Origin of the sequence: Rhizobium nepotum 39/7, assembly GCF_000949865.1 — a bacterium.
In the GTDB taxonomy this organism is placed as follows: Bacteria; Pseudomonadota; Alphaproteobacteria; order Rhizobiales; family Rhizobiaceae; genus Agrobacterium; species Agrobacterium nepotum.
Genome location: NZ_JWJH01000002.1, coordinates 1 through 25,609 on the forward strand (window position 1 = coordinate 1; position 25,609 = coordinate 25,609).

The 25,609-nt window shown below is 59.1% G+C and carries 27 protein-coding genes; 11 read left to right on the forward strand and 16 right to left on the reverse strand.

Annotated elements, in window-relative coordinates; translation table 11 throughout:
- Nucleotides 1-229: DUF2934 domain-containing protein (locus RS75_RS01600; protein WP_045016711.1), on the reverse strand; the 229-nt coding region annotated here is incomplete at its 3' end.
- A 169-nt stretch (nucleotides 230-398) separates the two neighbouring features.
- On the opposite strand from RS75_RS01600, the gene RS75_RS01605 reads away from it, so the two are divergent.
- Nucleotides 399-638, forward strand: coding sequence for a hypothetical protein (locus tag RS75_RS01605; protein WP_045016712.1), 240 nt, complete (start codon nucleotides 399-401; stop codon nucleotides 636-638).
- Nucleotides 639-704: 66 nt separating this feature from the next.
- Here the strand turns inward: RS75_RS01605 and RS75_RS01610 are convergent, their stop codons facing one another.
- From RS75_RS01610 to RS75_RS01620, 3 genes are all read right to left on the reverse strand, one after another.
- Nucleotides 705-1,148: a TIGR02594 family protein gene (locus RS75_RS01610; protein WP_084686338.1), complete on the reverse strand. Its 444-nt coding sequence runs from the start codon at nucleotides 1,146-1,148 to the stop codon at nucleotides 705-707.
- Nucleotides 1,149-1,260: 112 nt separating this feature from the next.
- The gene (locus RS75_RS01615) at nucleotides 1,261-1,818 is read right to left on the reverse strand and encodes a methylated-DNA--[protein]-cysteine S-methyltransferase (RefSeq protein ID WP_045016717.1); all 558 of its coding nucleotides are present in this window, start codon (nucleotides 1,816-1,818) and stop codon (nucleotides 1,261-1,263) included.
- Between the two features lie 111 nt (nucleotides 1,819-1,929).
- The gene (locus tag RS75_RS01620; RefSeq protein WP_045017279.1) at nucleotides 1,930-2,217 is read right to left on the reverse strand and encodes a DUF982 domain-containing protein; all 288 of its coding nucleotides are present in this window, start codon (nucleotides 2,215-2,217) and stop codon (nucleotides 1,930-1,932) included.
- Between the two features lie 188 nt (nucleotides 2,218-2,405).
- Here RS75_RS01620 and RS75_RS01625 point away from each other — a divergent pair, with 188 nt between their 5' ends.
- The 4 genes from RS75_RS01625 to sseA all read left to right on the forward strand — a co-directional run bounded on the left by RS75_RS01625 (nucleotide 2,406) and on the right by sseA (nucleotide 7,193).
- Complete coding sequence (locus RS75_RS01625; protein WP_045016719.1) at nucleotides 2,406-3,845, forward strand: cryptochrome/photolyase family protein; 1,440 nt, start codon at nucleotides 2,406-2,408, stop codon at nucleotides 3,843-3,845.
- A gap of 122 nt (nucleotides 3,846-3,967) precedes the next feature.
- Entirely contained in the window at nucleotides 3,968-5,005 is a 1,038-nt protein-coding gene (locus tag RS75_RS01630) for a cysteine synthase A (protein ID WP_045016721.1), read from the forward strand.
- 12 nt (nucleotides 5,006-5,017) lie between these two features.
- The gene (locus tag RS75_RS01635) at nucleotides 5,018-5,755 is read left to right on the forward strand and encodes an alanyl-tRNA editing protein (RefSeq protein ID WP_045016723.1); all 738 of its coding nucleotides are present in this window, start codon (nucleotides 5,018-5,020) and stop codon (nucleotides 5,753-5,755) included.
- Nucleotides 5,756-5,771: 16 nt separating this feature from the next.
- Nucleotides 5,772-7,193 carry a 3-mercaptopyruvate sulfurtransferase gene (gene sseA, locus RS75_RS01640; RefSeq protein ID WP_045016725.1) on the forward strand — a complete coding sequence of 474 codons (1,422 nt, stop codon included), beginning with the start codon at nucleotides 5,772-5,774 and terminating at the stop codon, nucleotides 7,191-7,193.
- 145 nt (nucleotides 7,194-7,338) lie between these two features.
- On the opposite strand, the gene RS75_RS01645 is transcribed toward sseA, so the two are convergent.
- Nucleotides 7,339-7,983, reverse strand: coding sequence for a dihydrofolate reductase family protein (locus RS75_RS01645; RefSeq protein WP_045016727.1), 645 nt, complete (start codon nucleotides 7,981-7,983; stop codon nucleotides 7,339-7,341).
- A 55-nt stretch (nucleotides 7,984-8,038) separates the two neighbouring features.
- Nucleotides 8,039-8,923: a DUF4344 domain-containing metallopeptidase gene (locus RS75_RS01650; protein WP_045016729.1), complete on the reverse strand. Its 885-nt coding sequence runs from the start codon at nucleotides 8,921-8,923 to the stop codon at nucleotides 8,039-8,041.
- Nucleotides 8,924-9,085: 162 nt separating this feature from the next.
- Between RS75_RS01650 and RS75_RS01655 the strand changes: the two genes are divergently transcribed.
- The 3 genes from RS75_RS01655 (at nucleotide 9,086) to RS75_RS01665 (ending at nucleotide 12,182) form a co-directional block, all read left to right on the forward strand.
- The gene (locus tag RS75_RS01655; RefSeq protein ID WP_045016731.1) at nucleotides 9,086-9,553 is read left to right on the forward strand and encodes a DUF1203 domain-containing protein; all 468 of its coding nucleotides are present in this window, start codon (nucleotides 9,086-9,088) and stop codon (nucleotides 9,551-9,553) included.
- Between the two features lie 98 nt (nucleotides 9,554-9,651).
- Entirely contained in the window at nucleotides 9,652-9,987 is a 336-nt protein-coding gene (locus RS75_RS01660; protein WP_045016733.1) for a PilZ domain-containing protein, read from the forward strand.
- Between the two features lie 206 nt (nucleotides 9,988-10,193).
- Nucleotides 10,194-12,182, forward strand: coding sequence for a bifunctional 2',3'-cyclic-nucleotide 2'-phosphodiesterase/3'-nucleotidase (locus tag RS75_RS01665; RefSeq protein ID WP_045016734.1), 1,989 nt, complete (start codon nucleotides 10,194-10,196; stop codon nucleotides 12,180-12,182).
- 195 nt (nucleotides 12,183-12,377) lie between these two features.
- Here the strand turns inward: RS75_RS01665 and RS75_RS01670 are convergent, their stop codons facing one another.
- Nucleotides 12,378-13,346 carry a LysR family transcriptional regulator gene (locus RS75_RS01670; protein ID WP_045016735.1) on the reverse strand — a complete coding sequence of 323 codons (969 nt, stop codon included), beginning with the start codon at nucleotides 13,344-13,346 and terminating at the stop codon, nucleotides 12,378-12,380.
- 148 nt (nucleotides 13,347-13,494) lie between these two features.
- Here RS75_RS01670 and RS75_RS01675 point away from each other — a divergent pair, with 148 nt between their 5' ends.
- Nucleotides 13,495-14,112, forward strand: coding sequence for an FMN-dependent NADH-azoreductase (locus tag RS75_RS01675; protein ID WP_045016737.1), 618 nt, complete (start codon nucleotides 13,495-13,497; stop codon nucleotides 14,110-14,112).
- 164 nt (nucleotides 14,113-14,276) lie between these two features.
- Here RS75_RS01675 and RS75_RS01680 read toward each other — a convergent pair whose 3' ends face one another.
- Both RS75_RS01680 and ilvA read right to left on the reverse strand, forming a co-directional pair.
- Nucleotides 14,277-14,585, reverse strand: coding sequence for an HlyU family transcriptional regulator (locus RS75_RS01680; RefSeq protein ID WP_045016740.1), 309 nt, complete (start codon nucleotides 14,583-14,585; stop codon nucleotides 14,277-14,279).
- Between the two features lie 77 nt (nucleotides 14,586-14,662).
- Entirely contained in the window at nucleotides 14,663-15,937 is a 1,275-nt protein-coding gene (ilvA, locus tag RS75_RS01685) for a threonine ammonia-lyase (RefSeq protein ID WP_084686371.1), read from the reverse strand.
- An 80-nt stretch (nucleotides 15,938-16,017) separates the two neighbouring features.
- Here ilvA and RS75_RS01690 point away from each other — a divergent pair, with 80 nt between their 5' ends.
- Nucleotides 16,018-17,475, forward strand: a complete 1,458-nt coding sequence (locus tag RS75_RS01690) for a TrkH family potassium uptake protein (protein ID WP_045016742.1) — start codon at nucleotides 16,018-16,020, stop codon at nucleotides 17,473-17,475.
- Nucleotides 17,476-17,582: 107 nt separating this feature from the next.
- Nucleotides 17,583-17,837: a heavy-metal-associated domain-containing protein gene (locus tag RS75_RS01695; RefSeq protein ID WP_003496638.1), complete on the forward strand. Its 255-nt coding sequence runs from the start codon at nucleotides 17,583-17,585 to the stop codon at nucleotides 17,835-17,837.
- A 402-nt stretch (nucleotides 17,838-18,239) separates the two neighbouring features.
- Here the strand turns inward: RS75_RS01695 and RS75_RS01700 are convergent, their stop codons facing one another.
- From RS75_RS01700 to RS75_RS01730, 7 genes are all read right to left on the reverse strand, one after another.
- Nucleotides 18,240-19,733, reverse strand: a complete 1,494-nt coding sequence (locus tag RS75_RS01700; RefSeq protein WP_045016744.1) for an ABC transporter substrate-binding protein — start codon at nucleotides 19,731-19,733, stop codon at nucleotides 18,240-18,242.
- 239 nt (nucleotides 19,734-19,972) lie between these two features.
- Nucleotides 19,973-20,983 carry an ABC transporter ATP-binding protein gene (locus RS75_RS01705; RefSeq protein ID WP_045016746.1) on the reverse strand — a complete coding sequence of 337 codons (1,011 nt, stop codon included), beginning with the start codon at nucleotides 20,981-20,983 and terminating at the stop codon, nucleotides 19,973-19,975.
- A gap of 12 nt (nucleotides 20,984-20,995) precedes the next feature.
- Nucleotides 20,996-22,060 (reverse strand): ABC transporter ATP-binding protein, encoded by a 1,065-nt coding sequence (locus tag RS75_RS01710; protein WP_045016749.1) that lies wholly within the window; start codon nucleotides 22,058-22,060, stop codon nucleotides 20,996-20,998.
- A 100-nt stretch (nucleotides 22,061-22,160) separates the two neighbouring features.
- The gene (locus RS75_RS01715; protein WP_045016751.1) at nucleotides 22,161-23,069 is read right to left on the reverse strand and encodes an ABC transporter permease; all 909 of its coding nucleotides are present in this window, start codon (nucleotides 23,067-23,069) and stop codon (nucleotides 22,161-22,163) included.
- The gene (locus tag RS75_RS01720) at nucleotides 23,059-24,003 is read right to left on the reverse strand and encodes an ABC transporter permease (RefSeq protein ID WP_045016752.1); all 945 of its coding nucleotides are present in this window, start codon (nucleotides 24,001-24,003) and stop codon (nucleotides 23,059-23,061) included. Before RS75_RS01720 ends, RS75_RS01715 begins: the two co-directional genes overlap by 11 nt.
- Before the next feature lie 73 nt (nucleotides 24,004-24,076).
- A complete protein-coding gene (gene cueR, locus RS75_RS01725) occupies nucleotides 24,077-24,565 on the reverse strand; it encodes a Cu(I)-responsive transcriptional regulator (RefSeq protein ID WP_045016754.1) in 489 nt (162 codons plus the stop codon).
- A gap of 11 nt (nucleotides 24,566-24,576) precedes the next feature.
- On the reverse strand, nucleotides 24,577-25,599 hold the full coding sequence (locus tag RS75_RS01730) for a 2Fe-2S iron-sulfur cluster-binding protein (RefSeq protein WP_045016756.1): 1,023 nt from the start codon (nucleotides 25,597-25,599) through the stop codon (nucleotides 24,577-24,579).
- Nucleotides 25,600-25,609 lie beyond the last annotated feature (10 nt).

Sequence of the window (25,609 nt, forward strand, 5' to 3'; positions counted from 1 at the left end):
CTTTCTGAAGTGATTTTACCGCCGGTGACCTGGCTTTTTTCGTCGGGGCCTTTGCGGCGGCGGGTTTCGTCGCGCCGTTTCCGCCTCTGGTCTTGACGATTTCCGCAGCTGCTGAGACCTCCCGTTCAGCCTCCGTCCAGTGTCGCTCGTGGTGCCCTTCCGGCCTTCCTTCCCTCTCCCATATTGCACGCGCTTTTTCACGGATTGCAGCTTCGCGATCATGGTTCATAGCGGACCTCCCTCTTTCGTTGCGCCGGTTTTAATTGTGCCGAGGGAAAAACAGAAAAGCCCGGAGATTGTTCCGCCTTCCACGTAAGGAATGCGCATTTCCGCAGAAATAGGGAACCGTCCTCTCCGCCAGATCGTTTGCCCGGCAGGAACCCGCAGGAGGACGATCCATGAGCGATCCGAAACAGAAGAAAAACGAACCTCTCGATATCAGAGACGAGGACGTGCCGCATTTCGAAACCGACAGCGAGCTTAAATCCAAGGAAGGCGAGATTTATCCGGATGAATCCATCAACTTGCGTGCACGCCGGCAGGCGGCGCGGCAGCATGAGGACGCCTTCATCGTCGCCACTGACCTTGAGGACGACGACCAGCGCGAGGCCGCGCCCGGCGTCAGGGAACAACCATAAGTCCCCTAAAACGCATAAGGCGGGCCGTAGCCCGCCTTTATAAGGATTGCAGTCCCTGTCCGGTCGTCAGCGACGGACGGAAACGATGGTCTTGCGGTTGAAGTTCGACACCTGCACCCGACCGGACTGATTGCCGCCGAGGATTTGCGCGGTCTTGCCGCTCATGCTCTTTAGAATCCCGACGTGATAACCGCGACCGTTGCGAACAACGACGACATCACCCGGCTTGGCCGCACCGAGGGGAACGGCATAACCGAAGGAGGACCAGGATTTCGCAAATCCGTAGGATTTGGGAGACTGCCGGCCGGCCTTGCTGGCGACGGCATGCAGGAACAGGCCGCACCACGGCGTGCTGCGGGGATTTGCCCCGAGAATATTCTTCAGGCTCTTGTTGTTTTTGGATTCATGCAGCCCGGTGTATCGTTCAGCCTGGTTCAACATGCCCGCCGAAGCGGACGCCACGGCTGTAAAAGACAAGGCTACGGATAGAATTAACGTGGATACTCTCAAACGTCTCGCCCTTATGTTAGAGGGCGCCGTGTATTATGACAATTTAGCGACAATTTGACGAGATAAGGGCAGAAATCAGACAGCTATTCATGCGGACTGATCTGTCATTGCTTCAAAACAGGCTGCCCTGCGCATCATCCGCGTGGGCACGACCGGCATTTTCGAGATCCAGCATGCGTAATTTGGTGTTCGTTCCGCCCGGCGCGGAAAAGCCGCCCAGCCGGCCGCCGGCCGCCAGCACGCGATGGCAGGGAATGATCAGCGGCACAGGATTTCTCGCCATGGCCTGACCGACATCGCGGGCTTTTTCCATGCCGAGGCCTAGCGTTTTGACAATGCCGCCATAGGTCGTGGTGTGGCCCCAGCCGATTTGCCGCGCAACCGCGTAAACATCGAGAAACAACCTTTCCTGCCCGGCAAGATCGAGTTCGACGGGGGTAAAATCGATCTCCTCGCCGCTGAAATAGCGGGTAATCATCGCGATCACCTCACGGGTGCGCGTTTCTGGAACCGCGATCGAGGCCGATGGCAGGCGCTTTTGGAGAAGCTTTTCGGTCTCACCGGCGTCGGCACTGGGCAATTGCAAACGCACGATACCGCGCCCTGCCCATGCGAGGCCGCAATGGCCAAGGGCCGTGGGAAAAACAATATAGCCGTAGTGGTTGGTCATTGCCTTATCCGTCCGCTTTCGGCGCGCACGATGCCATATCCCGCGTTCGAAACAACCCGTTTGGGATGCGGTTTACGGGCAGCCTCCTACATAATCAGTGCAGAAACCCGGTCAGGATGCGATTTTACCCTGCTCCTCGACCTTGTTTCCCTCCTCCACCAGGCATTGCGCCTGCCGGCTTGCGGTCACGAAAGCCGCGCGGGCGATTTCGCCCGCCACGTCGCCCATAAGCGAGGCGCGGCACAGGCGCAGCGCCTGTTCATGTTCCTTGCCGCCGCGTTGCGGCCATTCGTGCTGGAGAAAATCGAAGGCCTCGTAAACGCCGTTGAAAATCCGGGGAGCGCCGTTTTCCAGGGATATGGTAACGGGCTTCTCCCACTTAACGTCATTCAGCAACATTGATTGCACTTCCATGTTCTATTAACCCGCGACAAACGCCGGCTCCTCCAGTTGGTTCCCTTCACCAGCGGTTTCAAGGCCAGAAAAATAACCCTCGAGAAACCATGTGCCCCATCTTTTCATTCTAGCCGATTTGCGGAACAAAGCGTTTCAACACTCGTTCAAGTGGAAGTGAACCGGGTCCCTTCATGCCGATAAAATCCTCGCCCGTCATCGTCTGGTTCCGCAAGGATCTGCGCCTTTCGGACAATCTCGCGCTTCTTGCAGCGGTGGAGCACGGCGGTCCCGTCATCCCACTCTATATCCGGGAAAAAGCCTCCGGCCCGCTGGGCGGCGCGCAGCAATGGTGGCTTCACCATTCGCTTGTCTCGCTCATCGCCGCGCTGGAAAAAACCGGCAGCCGTCTTGTGCTTGCAAGCGGCGACGCTGAAAAAACGCTGCGACATCTGATATCCGAAACCGGCGCGGATGCGGTGTTCTGGAACCGCCGCTACGAACCGGCCGGCATGGCGACGGATAAGGTGCTGAAACAGAAGCTGCGAGACGACGGCCTGACGGTCCGCAGCTTTTCCGGACATTTACTGCACGAACCATCCCGGGTGCAGACAAAGTCCGGTGGTCCCTACCGGGTCTACACGCCCTTCTGGCGGGCGCTGGAGGGTGGCGAGGAGCCGCATGCGCCGGCGGACGCGCCGAAGAGCCTGAAGGCGCCGCCGACATGGCCGAAATCGGAGAAATTCGACGATTGGAATCTTCTGCCGGGCAAGCCGGACTGGGCCAGGGATTTCAGCGATATATGGACGCCCGGCGAAACTGGCGCGCGGGAAAAACTCGCCGATTTTGTCGACGGCGCGTTGGGAGGGTACGAGGAAGACCGCGATTTTCCGGCAAAGGACGCCACCTCGCTTCTCGCGCCGCATCTGGCTCTGGGTGAAATATCCCCCGCCGCCGTCTGGCACGCGACGAAGGGCCTTTCCCGCCATATCGCTTCCAACGACATCAGCCGTTTCCGCAAGGAACTCGTCTGGCGGGAATTCTGCTACCATCTGCTGTTTCATTTTCCCGAACTGGACGAGAAGAACTGGAACGACGATTTCGACGCCTTCGGCTGGCGGGACGACGAGAAATCCTTTGACGCCTGGACGCGCGGCATGACGGGTTATCCGATCGTCGATGCCGGAATGCGGCAATTGTGGCAACACGGCACCATGCATAACCGGGTGCGGATGATAGTGGCGTCCTTCCTCATCAAACATCTGCTGATCGACTGGCGCAAGGGTGAGAAATGGTTCCGCGATACGCTTGTCGATGCCGATCCGGCCTCCAACGCCGCCAACTGGCAATGGGTGGCGGGTTCTGGCGCGGATGCCTCGCCGTTTTTCCGCATTTTCAACCCCATCCTTCAGGGCGAGAAATTCGATGCCTATGGCGACTATGTGCGCCGCTTCGTGCCGGAACTTGAAAAGCTCGACCGCAAATTTATCCACAAGCCGTTCGAGGCGCCGGAGGAAGTGCTGAGAAAGGCGGGCATCGAGCTTGGAGAAACCTATCCCCGGCCGATCGTCGACCATGCCAAAGCACGGGAAAGAGCGCTTGCCGCCTATGCCGCAGTGAAGAACCACACATAAAATTGGGTATCGGCAAAATTTTGCGTGGCGAAGCCGAAGCCGGGAAGATAATTTCTTGCCTTGAGGCGGTTGTAACGGGACATAACGGCACCTAATTTCCGCTCAGACAAGAAGGCTCAATCATGACCATTCATCCCTCTGCGCTCAGTGCTATCGGCAACACGCCGCTCATCCGTCTGAAAGCTGCCTCTGAAGCAACGGGGTGTGAAATCCTCGGCAAGGCGGAGTTCCTCAATCCCGGCCAGTCGGTGAAGGATCGCGCGGCGCTCTATATCATCCGCGACGCCGAACGGCGCGGACAATTGCGGCCGGGCGGCACCATCGTGGAAGGTACGGCGGGCAATACCGGCATCGGCCTGTCGCTGGTCGCCAATGCGCTCGGCTACAAGACGGTCATCGTCATTCCCGAGACGCAGAGCCAGGAAAAGAAGGATGCGCTGAAACTTCTCGGCGCAAAGCTGGTCGAAGTTCCGGCAGCCCCCTATTCCAACCCGAACAACTACGTGAAGGTTTCCGGACGGCTGGCGAAACAGCTTGCCGCGACCGACGAAAACGGTGCGGTCTGGGCCAACCAGTTCGACAATATCGCCAACCGTCAGGCCCATATCGAAACGACCGCACCCGAAATCTGGGATCAGACGGACGGCAGGGTCGACGGTTTCATATGCTCGGTCGGTTCCGGCGGAACACTTGCGGGCGTGGCCGACGGCCTGCGCGATTTCAACCCTGATATCAAGATCGGTCTCGCCGACCCTGATGGGGCCGCCCTTTATGAGTTTTACAAGAACGGCGTCCTGAAATCCGAAGGCTCCTCCATTACCGAAGGCATCGGCCAGGGGCGCATCACCGCCAATCTGGAAGGCTTCGCGCCGGATTTCTCCTATCGCATTTCGGATGCGGAAGCCCTGCCGGTACTGTTCGATCTGGTCACCAAAGAGGGACTTTGCCTCGGCGGCTCCTCCGGCATCAACATCGCTGGCGCAATCCGCCTTGCCCGCGAGCTTGGTCCGGGGCATACCATCGTGACGATACTGTGCGACTACGGCAATCGTTATCAGTCGAAGCTGTTCAATCCGGATTTCCTGCGCTCCAAAGGGCTTCCGGTTCCACAATGGCTGGCGACGAAGAGCGAGATTGCGGTTCCGTACGAAACCGTTTGAGGACATGCCGAAATGCCTGTGAATGCCCTGTTCCGTGACGATTTTTATCTTTCCACCGCAGAAGCGATCGTCACGGCGGTGCATGAGGATGGCGGCATAGAGCTGGACCAGACCTGCTTTTACGCCACATCAGGCGGCCAGCCGGGCGATAGCGGTTTTCTCGAGCGGGCCGATGGTTCGCGCATCGAACTCGGTGTCACCAGACATGGTGCGGACAAGAGCGTCATCATTCATGTGCCGCTCGAAGGCCAGCCTTCCCCCGAGATCGGCGAAAAACTGACCCAGCATGTGGACTGGCCGCGCCGCTACAAGCTGATGCGCATGCACACCGCCTGCCATCTGTTGTCCGTCGTCTGCCAGTGGCCGATCACGGGTGCTGCCGTCGGTGAGGACGAATCGCGCGTCGATTTCGATATGTCGGAGACCATCGACAAGGACGTCGTGACGGCGAAGCTGATGGAACTGGTGAAAGCCAACCATCCCGTCTTCCTGCAATGGATCACCGACGAGGAGCTTGCAGCCAATCCCGGCATCGTCAAATCCAAGAATGTGCGCCCGCCAATGGGCCTTGGCCGGGTCAGCCTCGTCTGCATCGGCGAAAATTCCAGCATCGACAGCCAGCCCTGCGGCGGCACCCATGTTTCCGAAACGCGGGAAGTGGGCGATATTCACATTGCCAAGATAGAAAAGAAGGGCAAGGAGAACAGGCGGTTCCGCATTCGTTTCGGCGCGCCTGAAGCTGCTACCTGAAATCAGGAGAGACATCGTGAGCACGGATAAGAGCCGTTTCGTCGTTTCGGCGGACTGGGTAGAAGCACAGCTCGGCACTGCCGGGTTTCGTCTCGTTGATGCCTCGTGGTATCTGCCGGCGCATAAGCGCAACGGCGCGGAAGAATTTGCGACCGGTCATCTGCCGGGCGCCGTGTTCTTCGATCAGGACAAGATCGCCGATCATACCACCGGATTGCCGCATTCCCTGCCCTCCCCGGAATTCTTTGCGGAACAGGCCGGCGAGCTTGGCCTCAGCGAGACAGACACGATCGTGGTCTATGACGGCCCCGGTTTCTTTTCCGCACCGCGCGTGTGGTGGATGCTTCGGGTGATGGGCGTGCGCAAGGCCTATGTTCTGGATGGCGGTCTCGACGGCTGGAAGCGCGAAGGCAGGCCGCTCGAAACCGGCACGCCGGAAATCGAGCCTGCGACCTTCACACCGGATTTCAACGAAAAGCGCGTGACCTCGCTTTCGACCATGCGCGGCATCGTTGACAGCGGTGAAAGGCAGATCGCCGACGCCCGCGGCGCAGGGCGTTTCACTGGCGACGAGGCCGAGCCGCGCGCCGGCATGCGGTCGGGCCACATGCCCGGCGCGCGCAGCCTGCCCGCCACCGCCTTTTCCGAGAACGGTCATTTCAAGGACCTTACCGCCATCCGCAAGATGGTGACTGACGCCGGCATCGATCTTGGCAAGCCGGTCGTCACCAGCTGCGGCTCGGGCGTCACCGCCGCCGTCATCACGCTCGCACTGGAATCCCTCGGCCATCAGGACAATTCGCTCTATGACGGCTCCTGGTCGGAATGGGGTGGACTGGAAGATACGCCTGTCGTCACCGGCCCCGCCGAGCCGGTTCCCGTGGTATCACATGGGCCTTTGAAAGCGCATGTCACGCAGCTGGAAATGACGACGCCGCCGAAAGTCAGCCTGCCGATCCCCGTCAACATCCAGACGGCGCTGATGCGGGTCACCGATATTCCCCTGCACTTCTATCGCTACATGTACTGGCGGGTTGGAAAACGCTGGCACTGGCAAAAACGCATGCGCATGAGTGACGCGGAACTGTCCGCCGTCCTCAAGGACCCGAAGAACAGCGTCACGGTGCTTTACATGAACGGTGCGCCGGCCGGTTTCTTCGAGCTGAACAAGGCGAGCGACGAGGTAACCGAGCTTTCCTATTTCGGGCTTCTCGAAGAGGCGATCGGTGCCGGCGTCGGCAAGTGGTTCCTGTTGCAGGCGCTCTACGCCGCCTGGCAGGACAATCCCAAACGCGTGACGGTGACCACCAACACGCTCGACCATCCGCGCGCGCTGCAACTCTACCAGATGATGGGCTTTTCGCCGGTTGGCACCTATGAGGCCTGGGTGGAGCCGCTATCCGACACCGAGCTTCTGGAAATCTCGCTGCGTAACTGAGTACTATCGGTCGGGTGCCGCGTCTGCGGTTCCCGATCGGCTCACTTCCCTCATTCCTGCGCTTGTCACACGAATAAGGATGGAGGAGGCGTCACCACGAGAAATAGCTGCGCGGTTAGTGAGAATGCCATAAACGGCGCAGCATTCACGCCTTGTCGATGGTCAGGTGTGTGGCGCCCTCACCCGCTACCGTTGCTGTGCAACGGTAACCCAAGGCAGGCAAATCCAGCCCCTCGAGGAGATTTTCGCCCCTACCGAGAAATACCGGCGCAAGCGCCAGATGCAGCTCGTCGATCATGCCTGCGGCCATATATTGCCGGATGGTGGAAACGCCGCCGCCGATCCGGACATCCTTGCCATTTGCCGCCGTCAGCGCCATGTCGAGGGCGGCCTCGATGCCGGTGGTGACGAAATGGAAGACCGTGCCGCCCTTCATGGTAAAGGAGGGGCGTTCGTGATGCGTCAGCACGAAAACCGGAACGTGATAGGGTGGTTCTTCGCCCCACCAGCCCTTCCAGTTTTCATCCGGCCAGTCGCCGCGGATAGGCCCGAACATGTTGCGGCCCAGAATCCACGCACCGATATTCTCGAAGCTTTTTTCGGAAAAATGCTCATCCGTGCCGGTCGAGCCACCCTCCTTGCCGAACATGCGGTGGAAGGTGCGGGTCTTGAACACCCATTGATGCAGCGTTTCGCCCTTCACGCCCAGCGGGTTCTGAAGAGACTGATCGGGTCCGGCGCCATATCCATCAATCGAAATGGCGAAATTGCGAACAACAACCTTCGGCATGGCAATATCCTCCCATTCTCACGAGGACAGGCTGCCATGCATCCGGCAACCGGCCTCAGATTTCTCTTTCCAGATTGACGGCCGTCGGAATTTGTCCGCCGGCAGCGCCCTTGTCTTCCGTGACATTGTTCAGGAGATGATCGGCAATCAACTCAGCCTGGAATTTACCCAGCTCGTAGCAATAGGTGATCTCGCGTTTTTCAGCCGACCAGTAGACATCGGGACGCCCGCAGGATCTGGCCGTCAGTTTGACGTCACCCTTCAGACCATAAGCGCCGAAACTGCGGCTGATAAGATCGAGGACCTTCGATTCCTTGACCATGATGGCGTATGGCTCAAGCTCCGGGTCGCGCGGCGGCATGTAACTCACGGTAAATCGGGACTGCGTCTGCGTCCGGTGAGGCACCAGAAAATCCTCCCATGCGGCGGCTATATGCGGATAGGCGGCACCGCATTTGGCAAACTCGCCATTGGCCAGCCCCATCATGGCGGCAAGATCGCCGTAACCGTCCTTGTCGCGACCGACCATCAGGCAGGCCATATTGCGGTCGCGGTTTCTGTCCGGAATGAGTGCCGAAAAGACCGGCGCTTCGTGCTGGGGCAAGGCCTCCGCCTCGCGCGCGAGATACCAGCTGTCGGTGGCGTTGACGAGCGCGGTGTCGAGCCATTCCTCGTTGGCCTGAAGGATAAGCGTGCCCGCCAGCTGGTCCGCCGGGGCCTGTGCACTGCCGGTCTCCGGCGTTCCGTAATCCGAGATCAGCATGCGCGCACCCTCGTGATAAAGCGAGAAGATCGCATTGCCGATGACGAAATTGACCGCCTGCTGGAGCTGATCGTCGGACAGGCCATCGAGACCGGAGGCGACCTGCGCCTGGGCGTCAATCGGAACCGTCAACGAAACGAAAGCCAGCGGGACGGCGGCCAGAAAACGACGGAACATAAATTGAGACCTTCCGGGATCGAGGAGCGCCACTGATTCCCGAAGCTAACGAGTCATGCAATGGGCTGGTTGCATCGCCCGTCAAGAATCGGGTGGATAGAGGCTTGTTTCGGGGTCATAGCTGCAAAGAAGCAACGCCGATCCGAACCAGAGGGGACCGCAATGACCGATCTCGTTTTCACCGCAATGCCGGAAGGGCAAGCCGCAGCCTTCCGGGCGGGAGCTGCCGACGCCTATGGCAACCCGCCGGAAAAAGCCGTTTCTCCCGGCGGCATGCCCTGCCGCCATTGCCTTTCCCAGATCGGCGAAGGCGAAAGTATGCTGATCCTCGCCTACCGGCCCTTCCCCTCGCTCCAGCCCTATGCCGAAACCGGTCCGGTCTTTCTTCATGCGGAGGCCTGTAAGCGCTATCCGCACACGGACGCCATTCCGCCGATGCTGGACAGCCCGGACTATATCGTTCGCGGATATGGCGCTGACGACCGCATCGTCTACGGCACCGGCGCGGTGACGGCGACGGGCGAGATCGTTTCACGCGCGGAGCATCTCTTGCAACGCACAGACGTCGCTTACGTGCATGTGCGCTCCGCCCGCAACAATTGCTATCAGTGCCGTATAGACACAGCATAATCGCGCGATTACTTGCAATTTTAAGGAAACAGCTAAACGGCTCTCAAACTTTCTGCGCCATGATACTGGCATCGGAAACAATTGATTTGAGTAGCAAAATGACAAACAACCTTAACATTGCGACCCGCACTGCAACCCGCAGCAAAACCAGGATCTTTGCGACCGTGCACTATTTCAGCCAGTCGACCAGAGGCCGCGTGCTGGACCTGTCCGCCACCGGAATGGCGCTGGAACTGGATGGACCTTTCGCAGCCGCCAAGGGAAGCCGGGTCAAGGTGCAGAGCGAGGATCTGGGCTTCATCGAGGGCGTCGTGCAATGGCAGCATCAGAACCGCCTCGGCCTGCAGCTCAAACTCTCGACCAATACGCTGGCGCAGCTTTCCTCCTATTTCCGCTTCTTCCACGAAGATGTGAAGCCAACGCTCGCCCGCTGACCTATTCGGTCCGGAAGCAGGGATGCGCAGACCGGACATGACGCATTCCCGGTGTGCGCCATGTGCCCTTGCGATAAAAAATTTATCAAACGGTTGAAAACTGGCCGGGGTGTCACTGGCTTGTCATTTTGTTGATGGACTCCTCGTCGATTGCTTCTACCTTGTCGTTTTTCATGACAGAGCAAGCTTCATACGAAGGAGTCCCCATGTCGTCGCTTCTCGCTCTCCACCCCATCACCCGCCGTTCGCTTCTCGGCGGCATTGCGGCCTCCTCGGCGCTGGTGCTGCTGCATCCTTTCGCCGCGCGCGCTGCGGCCAATCAGGCACATCTGCGCATCATGGAAACGACTGATATCCACGTTCACGTCTTTCCCTATGATTATTACGCCGACAAACCGAACGACACGATGGGTCTGGCGCGCACCGCCTCGATCATCGGCACCATCCGCGCTGAGGCCGGAAACTCGATGCTGGTGGACAATGGCGACTTCCTGCAGGGCAACCCGCTTGGCGACTACATCGCCTATGAGCGCGGCATGAAGGCGGGCGACAAGCACCCAGTCATCAATGCCATGAATGTTCTGGGCTATGATTGCGGCACGCTCGGCAACCACGAGTTCAATTACGGCCTCGACTATATGTCAAACACGCTGGCGGGCGCCGGTTTCCCTTACGTCTGCGCCAACCTCACGAAAGGTGAGCTGGCTTCCGATCCCAAGAAGGACGATCTGTTCTTCAAGCCCTATGTCATCCTCGAAAAGCAGATCCGTGACGGCGCAGGCGTGACAAGCCCGGTCAAGGTCGGCGTCATCGGTTTCGTGCCGCCGCAGATCATGATGTGGGATTCCAAGAACCTGGAAGGCAAGGCCCAGACGCGCGATATCGTCGAGGCGGCCAAAGCCTGGGTGCCTGTCATGAAGGAAGAAGGCGCAGACATCATCATCGCGCTCTCCCATTCCGGCATCGACGGCAAGGGCCAGAGCGAACGCATGGAAAACGCCTCGCTTTATCTGGCGGGTGTCGAGGGCATCGACGCCATCTTCACCGGTCACCAGCATCTGGTGTTCCCCGGTCCGAAGACATGGGACGGCATCGAGGGCGTGGATGCGGTCAAGGGCACGCTGCTGGGCAAGCCGGCCGTGATGGCCGGTTTCTGGGGTTCGCATATGGGCCTGATCGATTTGCTGCTCGAAAAGGACGGCAAGAGCTGGAAGATCATTGACTTCACCTCTGAGGCCCGGCCGATCTACCACCGCGACGACAATCGCAAGATCGTCGCCGACTTTACGGACAAGCCGGAGGTCATCGCCGCCGCCAAGGCCGATCACGAAGCGGCGCTCGCCTATGTGCGCCGCCCGGTCGGCAAGACGTCGGCCCCGCTCTATTCCTATTTCGCGCTGGTGGCCGACGATCCTTCCGTGCAGATCGTCTCCAACGCCCAGACCTGGTACATCAAGGACATGCTGAAGGAAGGGCAATACAAGGATCTGCCCGTGCTTTCGGCAGCGGCGCCCTTCAAGTCGGGCGGTCGCGGCGGCGCGGATTATTATACCGATGTCCCCGCCGGTGACATCGCCATCAAGAACGTCGCCGACCTTTACCTCTACCCCAACACGGTGCAGGCGGTGCTGATCAACGGCGCGCAGGTCAAGAACTGGCTGGAAATGTCGGCCGGCATGTTCAACACGGTCGAGGCCGGTGCAAAGGACGCACCGCTCTTGAACGCGGATTTCCCGTCCTATAATTTCGACGTTATCGACGGTGTCACCTACCAGATCGATGTTTCCAAACCGGCGAAATTCGACAAGGACGGCAAGGCGGTCAATCCCGACAGCAACCGCATCGTCGACCTGCAATTTAATGGCAAGCCGATCGATCCCGAACAGAAATTCGTGGTGGCGACCAACAATTACCGGGCAAGCGGCGGCGGCAAATTCCCGGATATCGCCGCCGACAAGGTGATCTTCGTGGCGCCGGACACCAACCGCGACGTGATCGTGCGCTATATCATCGATCAGGGCACCATCAATCCATCGGCGGATGCCAACTGGTCCTTCGCTCCGGTTGCCAATACGTCCGCGATCTTCGAGACCGGCCCGAAGGGTCGCCATTATGCGGCGGATATCAAGGGCGCGAAAATCGAGGATGCCGGTGACGGCGCGGAAGGTTTCGCGAAGTTCCGCCTAGTGCTCTAAGGATTAAAGCCCTCCCGGCGTTTCATTGGCCGGGAGGGCATTTATTCAATTACGACCGATTACGATACGCAGCAGCAACGGTAGTTCCGGCGGCGGCTTTTGTTCGATGCGCTGCCGCGACCTTCTCCCCGGCGGGAAGAAGAAACAAGCGGCACTCTCCTGGTCCATATACAATTGTCACGCTGGCAGCCAATGTCACTCCGCGGCGACAGCAATGTTCCGTTGCTTGTTCGCGGTCAGCATTTCGCCGAAATCCTTGTGCTTCGGGCACGTCGACAGGCGCTGCTGAAATGCCTCGGCGAGCCACTGACCGGCAGGACCGGCGGGTGTATCGACCCGGCGGAGCGCAAAGAGCGGGTATTCGCCCTGCTCATAGGCCTCGAGATCGAGCGCTTTCAGGCTGCCATTGGCAAGATCGTTGCGGACGATCGATGCGGGCAGACCACCCCAACCCAGACCACCCTTGATAAGCTGGTACTTCGTAGCGATGTCGCTGATCCGCCATGTCTTGTAGGAAAGTACATTGAAATCACGCCCCTTGGTCAGTCCCGACGCATCGGTAACCACGAGCTGAACCTCTTCGCGCACATCGGCCAGCCCGAGCGGCCGTTCGATCTGCGCCAGTGGGTGATCGGCAGCGACGACTGGCAGCATGAAGGAATGGCCGATCTTTTCAACAACAAGCTCATCGTCCTGACGCAACAGCGCCCCACCGATGCCGATGCCCGCCTTGCGGGAGAGCACCATATCCATCACCATGCCCAACTCGCCGACATTGAGGCTGAGGGTGACGGTGGGGAATTCCTTGCGAAAATCCCGCAGCACCGCAACAACGGCTTCCGCCGGGACCATGGTGCTGATGGCGACGGAAAGCTCCGCCTCAAGCCCCTGTTTCAGCCCCTTGGCGCGCGCACGCATCTCCTGCAAACCGGCAACGATGCGTCTTGCATCCTCCAGCATGGCACGGCCCTCGTCCGTCAGCCGGGGCTGGCGTACGCCATTACGCTCGAACAGGCTGACTTCAAGCTGCGTCTCGAGATTGGCGATGGTGTAGCTGACCACCGACTGGGCGCGATTGAGCGCCCGTGACGCGGCGGAGAAACTGCCGGTCTCGGCCACCATCAAAAATACCTGCAATTGGTCGAGTGTCGGGTTCGCGTCCATGTTCCATCCACTTTATCGATAGGTCACTTCCATATTATCACAGTTTTCTTGATGGCTGCAATTTTTCATATAGGGGCAAAGGCGGTGCATCATGCACTTCCGCCCTCCCAAGCGCCCGTCAATCCATCGCTTATGCAAGGAAAAGACCATGTCCAATATTCTGCTCATCACCTCCAGCCCGCGTGGCGACGAATCGGTTTCCAACAAGTTTTCCGGTGAACTCGCAAGCAAGCTGAAGGCCAAGTCGGCTGCCAACACCCTTGTTCATCGCGATCTCGCCGCTGACCCGATCCCGCATCTCGACACCGTCAAGACCGCCGCGATCCGCAAGCCGGCCGACCAGCGCACGCCTGTAGAAGCAATTGCCGCCGAATATTCCGACAAGCTGGTTGCCGAGCTTCTGGCCGCCGACACTGTCGTCATCGGCACCGGCCTCATCAACTTCAACATCTATTCCGGCCTGAAATCGTGGATCGACAACGTCGCCCGCGCCGGCCAGACCTTCACCTACACCGAAACCGGCCCGATCGGCCTTGCCACGGGTAAGAAGGTCTACATCGTGCTGGCCGCCGCCGGCGTCTATTCGGAAGGCCCGGCCGCTCCGCTGAACCACGCAGTACCCTATCTGAAGACCGTGCTCGGCTTCATGGGCATGACGGATGTGGAAGTGATTTACGTTGAAGGCCTGGCTTTCGGTCCGGAAGCCGTTGAAAAGGCCGTTGCCGCCGCCGGCGCCAAGGTCGCCGAACTGGCGCAGGCTGCCTGACGCATATTTTGATGCGGGGCGATGCCGGCAGGATTGCCGGTATCGGCCAAGCCACATCCTGTAACGGCCGTGCCATGTCACGGCCGTTATTTTTTGCCGTACGAAGCCGCATATAGGCGGCGGCGCTTCACCTTAAGAAGGTGAGCCGGCGGAGGAAAACATCATTATTTTCCCGGAAAAAGCGATGCGCCGTTCTGGTCGATGATCAGCTTTGCCTTGCGGATCGTGAATTCCACCGCGTCGTCCATGCTGGTGAAGACATCGGCGCGCACGAACTCGTGCACCAGCGTTTCGTCGCCATCCTTTTTCTCGATACGGCCTGCCAGGCGGAACTGGCCGCCTTCCTTCAGTGGCGTCGCATAGATCAGATACTCTCCATGCGCATGCGGTTCCGACTGCGCTGCCTTCTGCGGCGCGTCTGCAGACTGGCCGGATCCGAAGGCCGAAAGGATTTTGGAAAAAAACGATGCCATGGTTTTCACTCCCTCAAATCTATGTCGTCTTTCGAAGGGCGGATATGTTCCGCCCTTCCCCGTCGCTCTAACCCCAATCAGATGATCAGGTTCGACAGGATGTCGTTTTCGGTAATATCTTCATAACCGAGACCTGCAGCCTCGAAGCGCTCCAGAAGCCCTGCGAAGTTTTCCGTAGCGCTCGTTTCGATGCCGATCAGGATCGAGCCGAAATTGCGGGCCGATTTCTTCAGGTACTCGAAGCGGGCGATATCGTCGTCCGGGCCGAGCAGGTTGAGGAAATCGCGCAGCGCGCCGGGGCGCTGCGGCAGGCGCAGAATGAAGTATTTCTTCACGCCGGTGTGCCGCATGGCGCGTTCCTTCACGTCCGGCAGACGCTCGAAATCGAAATTGCCACCGGAAACAACGACGATGACCGTCTTGCCTTCCAGCTTCTCGCGGCCGAGCGTCTCCAGCGCGGCGATCGATAGCGCACCCGCCGGTTCCAACACCACGCCTTCGAGGTTCAGCATCTCGATGATCGTGACGCAGATGGCGTTTTCGGGAATGAGCAGTACCTGCTCAGCCGGAAAATCCTTTAACGCCTTGAAGTTCAGGTCGCCGATGCGGGCGACGGCGGCGCCATCGACGAAATTGTCGATCTTGGTGAGCGTCACCGGCTCGCCGCGTTCGAGGCTTCTTGTCAAGCTCGGCGCACCTTCCGGTTCGCAGAATACGAAATTTTCCTTCTGGACGGTGCCGGCCAGAAAACCCGTCAGGCCAGCCGACAGCCCGCCACCGCCAACCGGCATGATGACGATCTCCGGCTTGGTGCCATCCGGAAGCTGGTCCATGATTTCAGCGGCGACCGTTGCCTGACCTTCGACGATATCCTCATGGTCGAAAGGCGGCACCATATAGCCGTCATTGTCTTCCACATATTTGCGCGCGGCGGCGTAACACTGGTCGAATATATCGCCCACCAGACGGATGCTGATGAATTCGCCGCCGAAGATGCGGGTCTTGTCGATCTTCTGCTGCGGTGTCGTCACCGGCATGAAAACGACGCCGTGAACGCCGAAATGGCGGCAGGCGAAGGCAAAACCCTGCGCATGGTTGCCGGCCGAAGCACAGACGAAAATCTTGCCCTTGCCGGCCTTGGCCACCGCCTTGCGGAGAAAATTGAATGCGCCTCTAATCTTGTAGGAACGAACCGGGGACAGATCCTCACGCTTCAGCCAAATCGACGCGCCATACCGACGGCTGAGATGTTCATTCAACTGCAACGGCGTTTCCGGGAATATCTCCCGCACTTCCCGCCGCGCTGCTTCCACAAGCTGCTTGTCCACGATTGTCAATCCATTGAAATTCATAATGGCACCCGCTATGCCATAGGAAGTCGTCGGAGACAAAGACTCATTTCAGCGCAGCCACGAACCCTGGGTTTCATTTCTTGAACAGCAACCTTATGCGCTCGGTCATATATGTGGCGTCCATCTTCGGGCTGTACATGGCGACGGCCATGTTCCTGCCGGCGCTAACTGACCTTTATTACGGCAATGACGACTGGATGGTGTTTGCGCTGTCGGGCTTCATGTGCGGCGGCTTCGCGCTTGCCTGCGCGCTCGCCACCCGCGCACCGATCGCGTCCTTCAACAAACGTTTCGGTTTCCTGCTCGTCAACGTGCTTTGGCTGGTATTTTCGATTGTCGGCGCAGTGCCGCTTTATCTGTCCGAACTTGATCTGACGCTCGGCCAGGCCATATTCGAATCCGTGTCCGCCATCACGACAACGGGTTCGACCGTGATTTCCGGCCTCGATAACGCGCCGCAGGGCATACTTCTGTGGCGCTCGCTGCTTTGCTGGCTCGGCGGCATCGGTATCGTCGCGCTCGGCCTGTTCATTCTTCCGCTGTTGCGGGTAGGCGGCATGACCTTTTTTCGAATGGAATCATCCGACACGGGCAATGATCGGCCCTTCGCCCGGCTTGCCAGCTTCACCCGCGCTTTCGTGGCGATCTATATTATCATGACCATGGCCTGCACGGTGGCTTTCGATTTTGCCGGAATGTCGCATTTCGACGCCTTGAACCACGCCATGTCGACGATCGCGACCGGAGGGTTTTCCACCCATGACGCATCCTTCGCCTATTTCAACAACACGGCGCTGCTATGGATCGCCACCATTTTCCTGATCTTCGGAAGCCTGCCCTTCTCGGTCATGATTCTACTTGCGGTGCGCCGCAGGTTGGAGACGCTGCGCGATCCGCAGATTGCCGTCTTCCTCGGTTATCTCTGCGCGATTTCCATCGCGGTCGGCGTTTATCACCACCTTAGAAACGGTGTGCCGCTGGACGACGCGCTCAGCCATTCCTTCTTCAACATGACTTCCATCCTCTCGACGGGTGGCTTTGCCAGCGACGACTATACGCTCTGGGGGCCATTCGTCATCATCGTTGCCTTTTTCGCGACTTTCATGGGTGGCTGCTCCGGCTCGACCGCGGGCGGCATCAAGGCCTATCGTTTCCTGATCATGTTCAATGTCGTTCGGGCCGGGCTGAAAAAGCTGATCTATCCGAACGCGGTTTATTCGGTCCGTTATGGCCAGCAGGTGGTCGATCCCGATACGATCAGGACCGTTTTCCTGTTCGTCAGCTGTTTCATCGCGCTCTGGATCGCCGGCAGCCTCGCCATGAGCCTGATGGGATATGATTTCCTGACTGCCACCTCGGGTGTCGCGACGGCACTCGCCAATGTCGGCCCAGGCATCGGCCCGATCATCGGGCCTGTCGGCAATTTTTCCACGATCAGCGACCCGGCGCTCTATCTCCTGTCGGTGATGATGCTGCTCGGACGTCTGGAAATCCTGACAGTTCTCGTGCTGCTGATGCCGATTTTCTGGCGCAGCTAAAAAGCCGGCGTGCTCTTTCAGCCTGCCTGAATAAAGCGCTTGACCTTCCCACGTTGGAATAGTCCAGGCTCCTCCTGTTACGAATTCCAAACCAAGGAGAACCGCCTATGTGCACCGCCCACCAGCATCACCCCGAAACCGCTGCCGCACCTGTTGATGCCGACCTTTCTTTCCACGTTGAAGACATGACCTGCGGTCACTGCGCCGGTGTGATCAAGGGCGCGATCGAAAAGACCGTTCCCGGTGCCGCCGTGCATGCCGATCCGGCAAGCCGCACGGTTGTGGTTGGCGGCGTCTCCGATGCTGCACGTATTGCTGAGATCATCACCGCCGCTGGCTACACGCCGGAAGCACGCGCCTGATCCGAAGAGATACCGGCGGCGCGCTCATTCCTGCCGCCGCCGGGTCGCCTTGCCTGCCCCGCCTCACGCCGAACGCGCGTGACGGCTCTTGGACGACACGGAGTTTCGTCCCTTGTCCCTCCTCCACACGGCAGATGCCCTCTCCCTTTTTGATAAAGGATGACGGTGGAGGTTTTCCAGGTTTTTGGAACTCGTATTTCTCAACGGCGGACAAGGTCCAAAACCTATCCTTCGTCATGCTCGGGCCTGTCCCGGGCATCTGCTACCTATTGATTTTCCGATATGTGGATAGATCCTCGGGACAGGCTCGAGGATGACGCTGAGTGTGGGGGATGGTTCACCAACAGTCGAAACCCGGCTCTTTCGAGCCGGGCCATACCTCGTCAGCAATGCCCTGCTGGCTTACTTCACCGCAAGATCCTTGGTCATGATGAAGTAGTTGATCGGATGCGGCTTGAAGTTCACGACCTTGTCCGAATAGGCATCGAAAGCGGTCTCGTGGATGAGGTAGACGGTGATGGCTTCATCGAAAATCCTCTTCGCCGCCTCGGCATAGATGGCGTAACGCTTGGCCGGCTCAGCCACCGCATAGGCCGATTTGATCAGCTTGTCGGTCTCCGCACTGCAATAATGGGAGATATTGTAGCCGCCTCCACAGGTATAGTCAGCATTGAGGAAGCCGATCGGTTCGGCAACATCGGTGGCGTAACCGCGTGACAGAAGAGCCATGTCGAAATTGCCGGACAGGAGATCGGACTCGATCGCAGTGTAATCGGCAACACGGACATCAACCTTTATGCCGATTTCCTGCAATTGAGCCTGGATAACGGCGGCAACATCCTTGAGTTCGGTTCTTTCGGTGTAGGCCAGAAGCGACAGCTTCAGACTGCCGGGAGCAATTCCCGCCTCTTTCAACAGAGCTTTTGCCTGCTCTACGTCGTAAGCGGGTTTGACGTCTTGCGGCGCCCACGGTTCTCCCGGCGCGAACGGCATCGTTGCGGGCTTTACCGCGCCTTCGTAGATGCTGTCGGCAATACCGGCGGTGTCGATTGCGGCCCGGATCGCCTGCCGAACCTTAATATCCTTGAGTGACGGCTTCGAATTATTGAGCAGCATCTCCGTAATTCGGGGCACTGTAATCGGCGCGACCTTGACGCCCTTCGTAGCCTCGACGGTTTTTATGGCCCAAGGCGGAATCACGCGCGAAATCTGTACCTCACCGCTTCTTATCTGTGTGGCGCGCGTATCGGCATCCGGGATAAAGTTCACGCGGCCACCCGCAAGCTTCGGCATACCATTCCAATAGTCATGGTTGGCGGTCAGTTCCATATATTGGTTGACATCGACCTTGGTGATCTTGAATGGCCCGGTGCAGGTTCCGATCGGATCGACCTTGCCATCCTTATAGGCGGATGGCGCGAGGATCGACGTCGCAGGGCTTGCCATTTGCGCCGGCAGCAGCACCGATGGCTCGATGGTCGTGATCTTCACGATATCGTCGCCACCAGCATCGACAGCAGCGATCAGCTTGGGCGAAAAGGCACGGGCCGGAACGGGTGCTTTCAGAAGATTGGTGAGTGCATTGACTGCGGCCGCAGCATTGAGCGGCTCGCCGTTCTGGAACTTCACGCCCTTGCGCAGCTTGAATTCCCAAACCTTGGGTTCGGTCTGTGTCCAGGATTCGGCGAGGCCCGGCTCCAGTTTCGTGTCATAACCGACGCGGACCAGGCTTTCGAAACACCCCGCGCGCGAACCGAGATAGGCATCGTCGGAAGCCATCTGCCAGCCGGTCTTGACGCCGGTATAATCGTCATAGGTAATCGTATCGGCCTTCGCTGCGGAAGCCCCAAAAGAGACCACAACGGCGCATGTCGCCAAGAGTGTGTGCTTTATCATTGATATATTCCCCTTTTGTTTTTGATGAAAGCATTCAAAAGTCGGTCATTTCACGATATTTACTAAGTAACTCCAACAAATATCGAAAACAAAAGAATACCACCCGGATGTTTTGCAAACATCCGTTCGAATATCATTCATTTTACGCTTTTATACTCGGAATTTAATTCCGATATTTCTTCGCAAACGCACAATTCATCTGTTTTTATCGAACAGCAAAACTGTAACTGCGTTGTTTCTCAGCCCCAATCACGCCAGTGATGACACCGAGCGAAATGCTCTCCGGTAACGCCTTCAAGAGCCGGTTCCGTTTCACCGCATATCTGCGTCGCATGCTTGCACCGCGTGTGGAACTTGCAACCGCCGGGAGGATTGAGGGGGCTGGGCAGCTCGCCATCCAGAAGCATTTCCGGCGCATATAGTCCCGTTTCATCAAGCATGGACGAAGCAATGAGAGCCTTCGTGTAGGGATGCTTCGGCGCACGGAAAAGCTCCTCGCGGTCAGCGATTTCAACGATCCGCCCGAGATACATCACCGCGATGCGATCGCAGAGATAACGCACCACGCGCAGGTCATGGGAAATCATCAGGACCGTCAAACCGTGACGGCGCTTCATGTCCATCAGGAGGTTGAGGATCTGCGTGCGCATGGAGGCATCGAGCGCCGATGTCGGCTCATCGCAGACAAGAAAGCTTGGATTGAGCAGAAGCGCGCGCCCTATGACCACGCGTTGCAATTGCCCGCCGGAACACTGGCTTGGATAACGATCGTAATAGGAGGCGTCGAGACCGACCTCTTCCAGCATCTTGAACACACGCGCCATACGTTCTTCGCGTGTGCCGATGCCGTGCTGGGCAAGAGGCGCTTCCATACTCTGCCCGATGCGCATGCGCGGATCGAGTGCGGAATAGGGATCCTGAAACACCAGTTGCACGACCCGGCGCATGCGCCTGAGCGTCTCGCCCTGCATGTGCAGGATATCGTGTTCCCCGATGCTGACCTCGCCTTTCGTCGCGTGGGTCAGCCGCGTTATCAGTCCGGCGACGGTACTTTTGCCGCAACCGGATTCGCCGACGAGGCCCAGCACTTCCCCCTCGCCGATAGTCAGGGAAACATCGTCGACGGATTTCACCACCCGGTGACCAAGGCCCGATACCGGATAATATTTGCAAAGGTTCTTTGCGACCACATACGGAGGCTTGTTGCTGTCCGCCGATGGCGGGATCTGTGTTTTCGCTATCGATAACATCGCCATCCTCCCTTAGCAGACCGCGTGACTGGTATGGCTACCGGCATGTTCGTCACCGACCGCCCAACACCGCGCCTTGCGTCCTTCGGGCAAGGCGTTCAAATCCGGTTCCGTCGCCTTGCAACGACCGCCCATGCCAGCCGAATTGGCAAGCGCGCAGCGCGGATGGAACCGGCAGCCACAGGACATGTCATGGGCCTGCGAGCTTGAGCCGGGGATTGTCAGCAACTGTCCCTCGCTGTCCGTGGTCAGAAGCGAGCAGCTGATCAGCGCCTTGGTGTAGGGATGTTGCGGTGACTTGAGGATCGCCTTCGTCGGCCCCTCCTCCACGATGCGACCGGCATACATGACGGCTATTCTATCAGCGAAAGCGGCGACGACCGAGAGATCGTGGGTGATGAGCAGCGTGGCGAGCCGCCGCTTCCGGCGTTCGTCGTCGAGCAGGCGCAATATCTGTGCCTGGACGGTGACATCGAGCGCCGTCGTCGGTTCATCGGCGATCAGCAGTTGCGGATTGCCGGAAAGTGCCGCCGCGATCATGACGCGTTGCGCCATGCCGCCGGAAAGCTCATGCGCGAAGCATTGCGCCCGTGCCGACGGGTCGGGAATTCCGACGTCGGACAACAGTCCGACCACCCGGCCGAGCGCGGCATGCCGGCTCATCTTGCGGTGGACCCACAGCGGCTCGGCAACTTGTGTCCTCACCCGGCTGGTTGGATCGAGCATGGCCTGCGGTTGCTGGAACAGCATTCCGATATCTGCCCCGCGCAGCGCATCAAGCTCGGAGGATGAGAGGGCGAGAATGTCGCGCCCGGCAAAGGAAATGCGGCCGGAGTTGATTTCCGCGCCCTGCGGCAACAGCCGCATCAGCGACAGCGCCGTCATGCTCTTGCCGGACCCGGATTCGCCGACAAGTGCTACGACCTCCCCGGCATTGACGGAAAGCGTCAGGCCGGAGATGACAAACTTTCGGCCGTTTGGAGCCGGCACCGAAACGTGCAGGTCCTCGATTTCCAGAAGCGGTGTCCGCTCCGGGGATATGGCCGTATTGGCATGCGTGTGTCCTTCGATATTCATAAGAGTTCCCCTTATTATTATTGCATCGGAGGCATTTGCGTATTTTCATGCGGCTTCAGACGATATTACTCTCCTTTGGGTTCAGTCGCCTCTTTTGGCGTCAGTGACCGTTCGATTTCTTGGTATCCATGTTCAGTCCGTGGCCGATCCATGTCACGCTCAGGGCCGCCAGGAAGATCGCCAGGCCAGGCGCAATAACCAGAACGGGCATCCGCTCGGCATAGGCCTGCGCATCAGCCAGCATCAGCGCCCAGTCGGCGGCTGGCGGCTGCACGCCGAGACCGAGAAACGACAATCCGCCTACAGTGATCAGCTTGTGGCCGAAGCGCAGGAACGCGACGGCCGCGATGGGCCAGATCGTGTTGGGAATGACATGCCGGAAGATGATGAAGCGCCGTGTGCACCCCAGCACCTCGGCGGCGCGCATATATTCGCGGGAATTGATCGAAAGCGTCAGCCCGCGTGCCAGCCGCGCAAAAGGTGTCCAGCCGACAATCGTCAGCGACGCGATCAGCGTTCCGTATCCCGGGCCGAAGATCGCGACGAGGAAAATGGCGATGACCACATCGGGAATGGCAATCAGCAGGTCCACCACGCGCATCAGGAATTCGTCAAGCACGCCACGGCTGCGGCCGCTGATGATGCCGATGAAGGTCCCGATGCCGACCGACAGAATGACCGTGATGGCGGCAATCGTGACCGTGAAGCGTCCGCCGATAAGCAACCGGCTCAAGACATCGCGTCCGAGATGGTCAGTCCCCAGCCAGTGGGCGGCGCTTGGCGGGTTCAACCGCAGGCGAAGGCTTTGCTGCGCCGGGTTGTAGGGCGAAATCCACGGCGCGATCACCAGCAGCAGAATGATGACGAGAAAAATCGCCGATCCCACGTAAAAGGTCCAATGCCGCCCGCGAATGAAGTCCGTGAACCGGTCGAGTGTCGAGGGGCGCTTGGGAGTGACAGCCATGGGCAAGGCGGCTACCGACGCGCTCGGGAAGAGGCTAGTGGTCATGTTGACCTCGCATTGCTGGATTGATCAGGACATAGAAGCCGTCGGCCAGGGTATTGATCAGGATGGACAAGGCCACGATGCAAATGAAACCGCCCTGCAGCATCGGGATATCCCGATTGACCACGGCGTCGTAGAGAAGCCGGCCCATGCCAGGGATGGCGAATATCACTTCCACGACAACCGATCCGCCAAGCAGGCCCGCGAGCCACAATGCGAAGAATGTGACGATCGGAAGCGAACCGTTGCGGACGCCGTGCCGCATGACCGTGCTATGCATGCCGAGACCACGGCTGCGGGCCGCCGTGATGTAAGGCGCGCGCAGAACCTCGGCCATGGCGGCGCGGGTCACCTGCGTGAAATAGGCCAGCGGGCGCAGCGTCAACGTCAGGGCGGGCAGCACCAGGGAACGCCAGCTATCCCACCCCGCAGACGGCAACCAGCCGAGATAAAGCGCAAAGACCAGCGCCGACATCGGCGCGAACCAGTATTCCGGCGTTGCAACGAAGGTCTGGATCATCAGCGTCGCGAAATTGTCGAGCCGACCGCCCGGACGCATCGCCGCCAATGTGCCGAGCGGCAGGGCGACGGCGACCGCGATTGCCAGCGCCGTCAGCGCCAATGTCACCGACACACCGAGCGAGCGCAAAAGCTCACCGGCCACGGGCTGGCTGCTGCTGAAGGAAAATCCCAGATCGCCACGCAGAGCGCCCGACAACCACGCGAAATATTGCACGTAAAGCGGCCGGTCGAGCCCGAGGCTTAATCGCAGAGCCTCAACCGCATGCGGATCGAGCGCCGTATCGCGCATGCGCGAAAACAGAATGGTGCGGGCCGGATCGCCGCCCGCCATATAGGGCAAAAGAAACGCGATGACGGAAACGATCGTCAGCATCAGGCATAGAATAAGGAAGCGCTGTAATATCTGTATCCACATGGCCTGGTTTCCTTCACCGCAATCGGCGTTTCAACTGCAATCGACTATCGGCCCCCAAACGGGGAACGGCTGTTCATTTCATATGGCGCTGTAGCTCCATCACCGAACCAGACGTGCCCTTCAGCATGCCGGAACGCTTGGGCAGGATCGCCACCGGGGTAAAATCGGGATCTTCGGATTGGGCCAGATCCTGAATGATCGGGCAATCCGGTTCGCCATTGTCAGGGCAATAGGTCGCAAGATTTCGAAGCGTGTCGGCCATCTCCCGCAGCGTATGCATCTTCGCTTCGAGATCGACGACATGCTCCATGACGATGCGCTTGACATCGCAGGATGCACCGCCCGGATCGCGCCACAGGGTCATGAGCTGCCTGATCTTTTCGATCGAAAAACCGAGATCGCGACCGCGCCGGATGAAACGCAGCGTTTCCAGATCGTTGGCGGTATAGACCCTGTAGCCGGACTCCGTGCGGCTTGCCGATTTGATCAGGCCGATCATCTCGTAATGCCTGATCATCTTTGCGGAAACACCGGATGCGGTGGCGGCTGTACCAATATTCATCGATCCTGCTCCTATCTTTCCGGGGTGAAAAACACATCTGCATGAATGTCGGCAGGGCGGATACCCCTTGCCACGAGTTGCGGCACCGTCGCCTCGATCATCGCCGGCGGCCCTGCGAGATAGGCCTTCCAGCCATCGAGATCGTCAAAGTCGTCCGCCACCGCTGAGCCGACATAACCGCACCGCATCTGCGCATGTTCTTCATTCGAGAGGACCGGAACGAAGCTCAGATTGCCGTGCCGTGCGGCAAGTTCTTCGAAACAGTCGACCATATAGAGGTCACGCTGCGCACGCGCGCCGAAATAAACGTGGACCGGGCGTTCGCGGCCCGTGGCCAGTCCCGAGGCAAGCGCTGCCTCGACAACCGCCTTGACCGGCGCCAGCCCCGAACCGCCGGCTATGCCGAGGATCGGTCCGCAATGTTTTTCCCGCAGGTATGACGACCCGAAGGGACCAACAAGCGTAACAGGGTCGCCCGCCCTGGCAAGTGTGAAGATGCGGCCGCTGGTGACGCCGCCGGGGACGTGCCGGATATGAAACTCGATCAGGTCCTCATCGATCCGGCTGGCAATGGAATAGTCACGCGGCGAACAGTCCGGATAGAGCAGGCGCACATATTGCCCCGCCTTGAAGGTGAATTGCTCGCGGTCGTTGAGCCGGATGCGGATGAGCTTAATGTCATGCGTCGCATCCACCGCTTCCACGACCACACCGTCGAAACGGCCGGTCGGGATATCGGCGATCTCATCGTCACCATCGAGCCATCCGATCGTCACATCGCTCATCGGCACCGCGCGGCAGGCAAGCGTCAGGCCCTCCGCCTTTTCCTCTTCGGTCAACGAAAAGGGCGTGTGCTTGAGAAGGTCGATCTCGCCGGAGACGAGGTGCGATTTGCAGGCTCCGCACCGGCCCATGCGACAGCCGTGAGGATAGGAAATCCCGGCGGCAAGGGCTGCTTGCAGGACGGTCTCGCCCTGCGCCGCCACAATGCTGCGTCCGATCCGTGGTAGATAGATGGTGTTTTGAGACGTCATCAAACCCGCC

What these genes read in the sequence shown, in the direction of transcription:
- RS75_RS01605 (WP_045016712.1), top strand. Translation starts at nt 399, where the DNA reads ATGAGCGATCCGAAACAGAAGAAAAACGAACCTCTCGATATCAGAGAC.
- RS75_RS01615 (WP_045016717.1), bottom strand. Translation starts at nt 1,818, where the DNA reads ATGACCAACCACTACGGCTATATTGTTTTTCCCACGGCCCTTGGCCAT.
- RS75_RS01620 (WP_045017279.1), bottom strand. Translation starts at nt 2,217, where the DNA reads ATGTTGCTGAATGACGTTAAGTGGGAGAAGCCCGTTACCATATCCCTG.
- RS75_RS01625 (WP_045016719.1), top strand. Translation starts at nt 2,406, where the DNA reads ATGCCGATAAAATCCTCGCCCGTCATCGTCTGGTTCCGCAAGGATCTG.
- RS75_RS01630 (WP_045016721.1), top strand. Translation starts at nt 3,968, where the DNA reads ATGACCATTCATCCCTCTGCGCTCAGTGCTATCGGCAACACGCCGCTC.
- RS75_RS01635 (WP_045016723.1), top strand. Translation starts at nt 5,018, where the DNA reads ATGCCTGTGAATGCCCTGTTCCGTGACGATTTTTATCTTTCCACCGCA.
- RS75_RS01645 (WP_045016727.1), bottom strand. Translation starts at nt 7,983, where the DNA reads ATGCCGAAGGTTGTTGTTCGCAATTTCGCCATTTCGATTGATGGATAT.
- RS75_RS01650 (WP_045016729.1), bottom strand. Translation starts at nt 8,923, where the DNA reads ATGTTCCGTCGTTTTCTGGCCGCCGTCCCGCTGGCTTTCGTTTCGTTG.
- RS75_RS01655 (WP_045016731.1), top strand. Translation starts at nt 9,086, where the DNA reads ATGACCGATCTCGTTTTCACCGCAATGCCGGAAGGGCAAGCCGCAGCC.
- RS75_RS01660 (WP_045016733.1), top strand. Translation starts at nt 9,652, where the DNA reads ATGACAAACAACCTTAACATTGCGACCCGCACTGCAACCCGCAGCAAA.
- RS75_RS01665 (WP_045016734.1), top strand. Translation starts at nt 10,194, where the DNA reads ATGTCGTCGCTTCTCGCTCTCCACCCCATCACCCGCCGTTCGCTTCTC.
- RS75_RS01670 (WP_045016735.1), bottom strand. Translation starts at nt 13,346, where the DNA reads ATGGACGCGAACCCGACACTCGACCAATTGCAGGTATTTTTGATGGTG.
- RS75_RS01675 (WP_045016737.1), top strand. Translation starts at nt 13,495, where the DNA reads ATGTCCAATATTCTGCTCATCACCTCCAGCCCGCGTGGCGACGAATCG.
- RS75_RS01680 (WP_045016740.1), bottom strand. Translation starts at nt 14,585, where the DNA reads ATGGCATCGTTTTTTTCCAAAATCCTTTCGGCCTTCGGATCCGGCCAG.
- ilvA (WP_084686371.1), bottom strand. Translation starts at nt 15,937, where the DNA reads ATGAATTTCAATGGATTGACAATCGTGGACAAGCAGCTTGTGGAAGCA.
- RS75_RS01695 (WP_003496638.1), top strand. Translation starts at nt 17,583, where the DNA reads ATGTGCACCGCCCACCAGCATCACCCCGAAACCGCTGCCGCACCTGTT.
- RS75_RS01700 (WP_045016744.1), bottom strand. Translation starts at nt 19,733, where the DNA reads ATGATAAAGCACACACTCTTGGCGACATGCGCCGTTGTGGTCTCTTTT.
- RS75_RS01705 (WP_045016746.1), bottom strand. Translation starts at nt 20,983, where the DNA reads ATGTTATCGATAGCGAAAACACAGATCCCGCCATCGGCGGACAGCAAC.
- RS75_RS01710 (WP_045016749.1), bottom strand. Translation starts at nt 22,060, where the DNA reads ATGAATATCGAAGGACACACGCATGCCAATACGGCCATATCCCCGGAG.
- RS75_RS01715 (WP_045016751.1), bottom strand. Translation starts at nt 23,069, where the DNA reads ATGACCACTAGCCTCTTCCCGAGCGCGTCGGTAGCCGCCTTGCCCATG.
- RS75_RS01720 (WP_045016752.1), bottom strand. Translation starts at nt 24,003, where the DNA reads ATGTGGATACAGATATTACAGCGCTTCCTTATTCTATGCCTGATGCTG.
- cueR (WP_045016754.1), bottom strand. Translation starts at nt 24,565, where the DNA reads ATGAATATTGGTACAGCCGCCACCGCATCCGGTGTTTCCGCAAAGATG.
- RS75_RS01730 (WP_045016756.1), bottom strand. Translation starts at nt 25,599, where the DNA reads ATGACGTCTCAAAACACCATCTATCTACCACGGATCGGACGCAGCATT.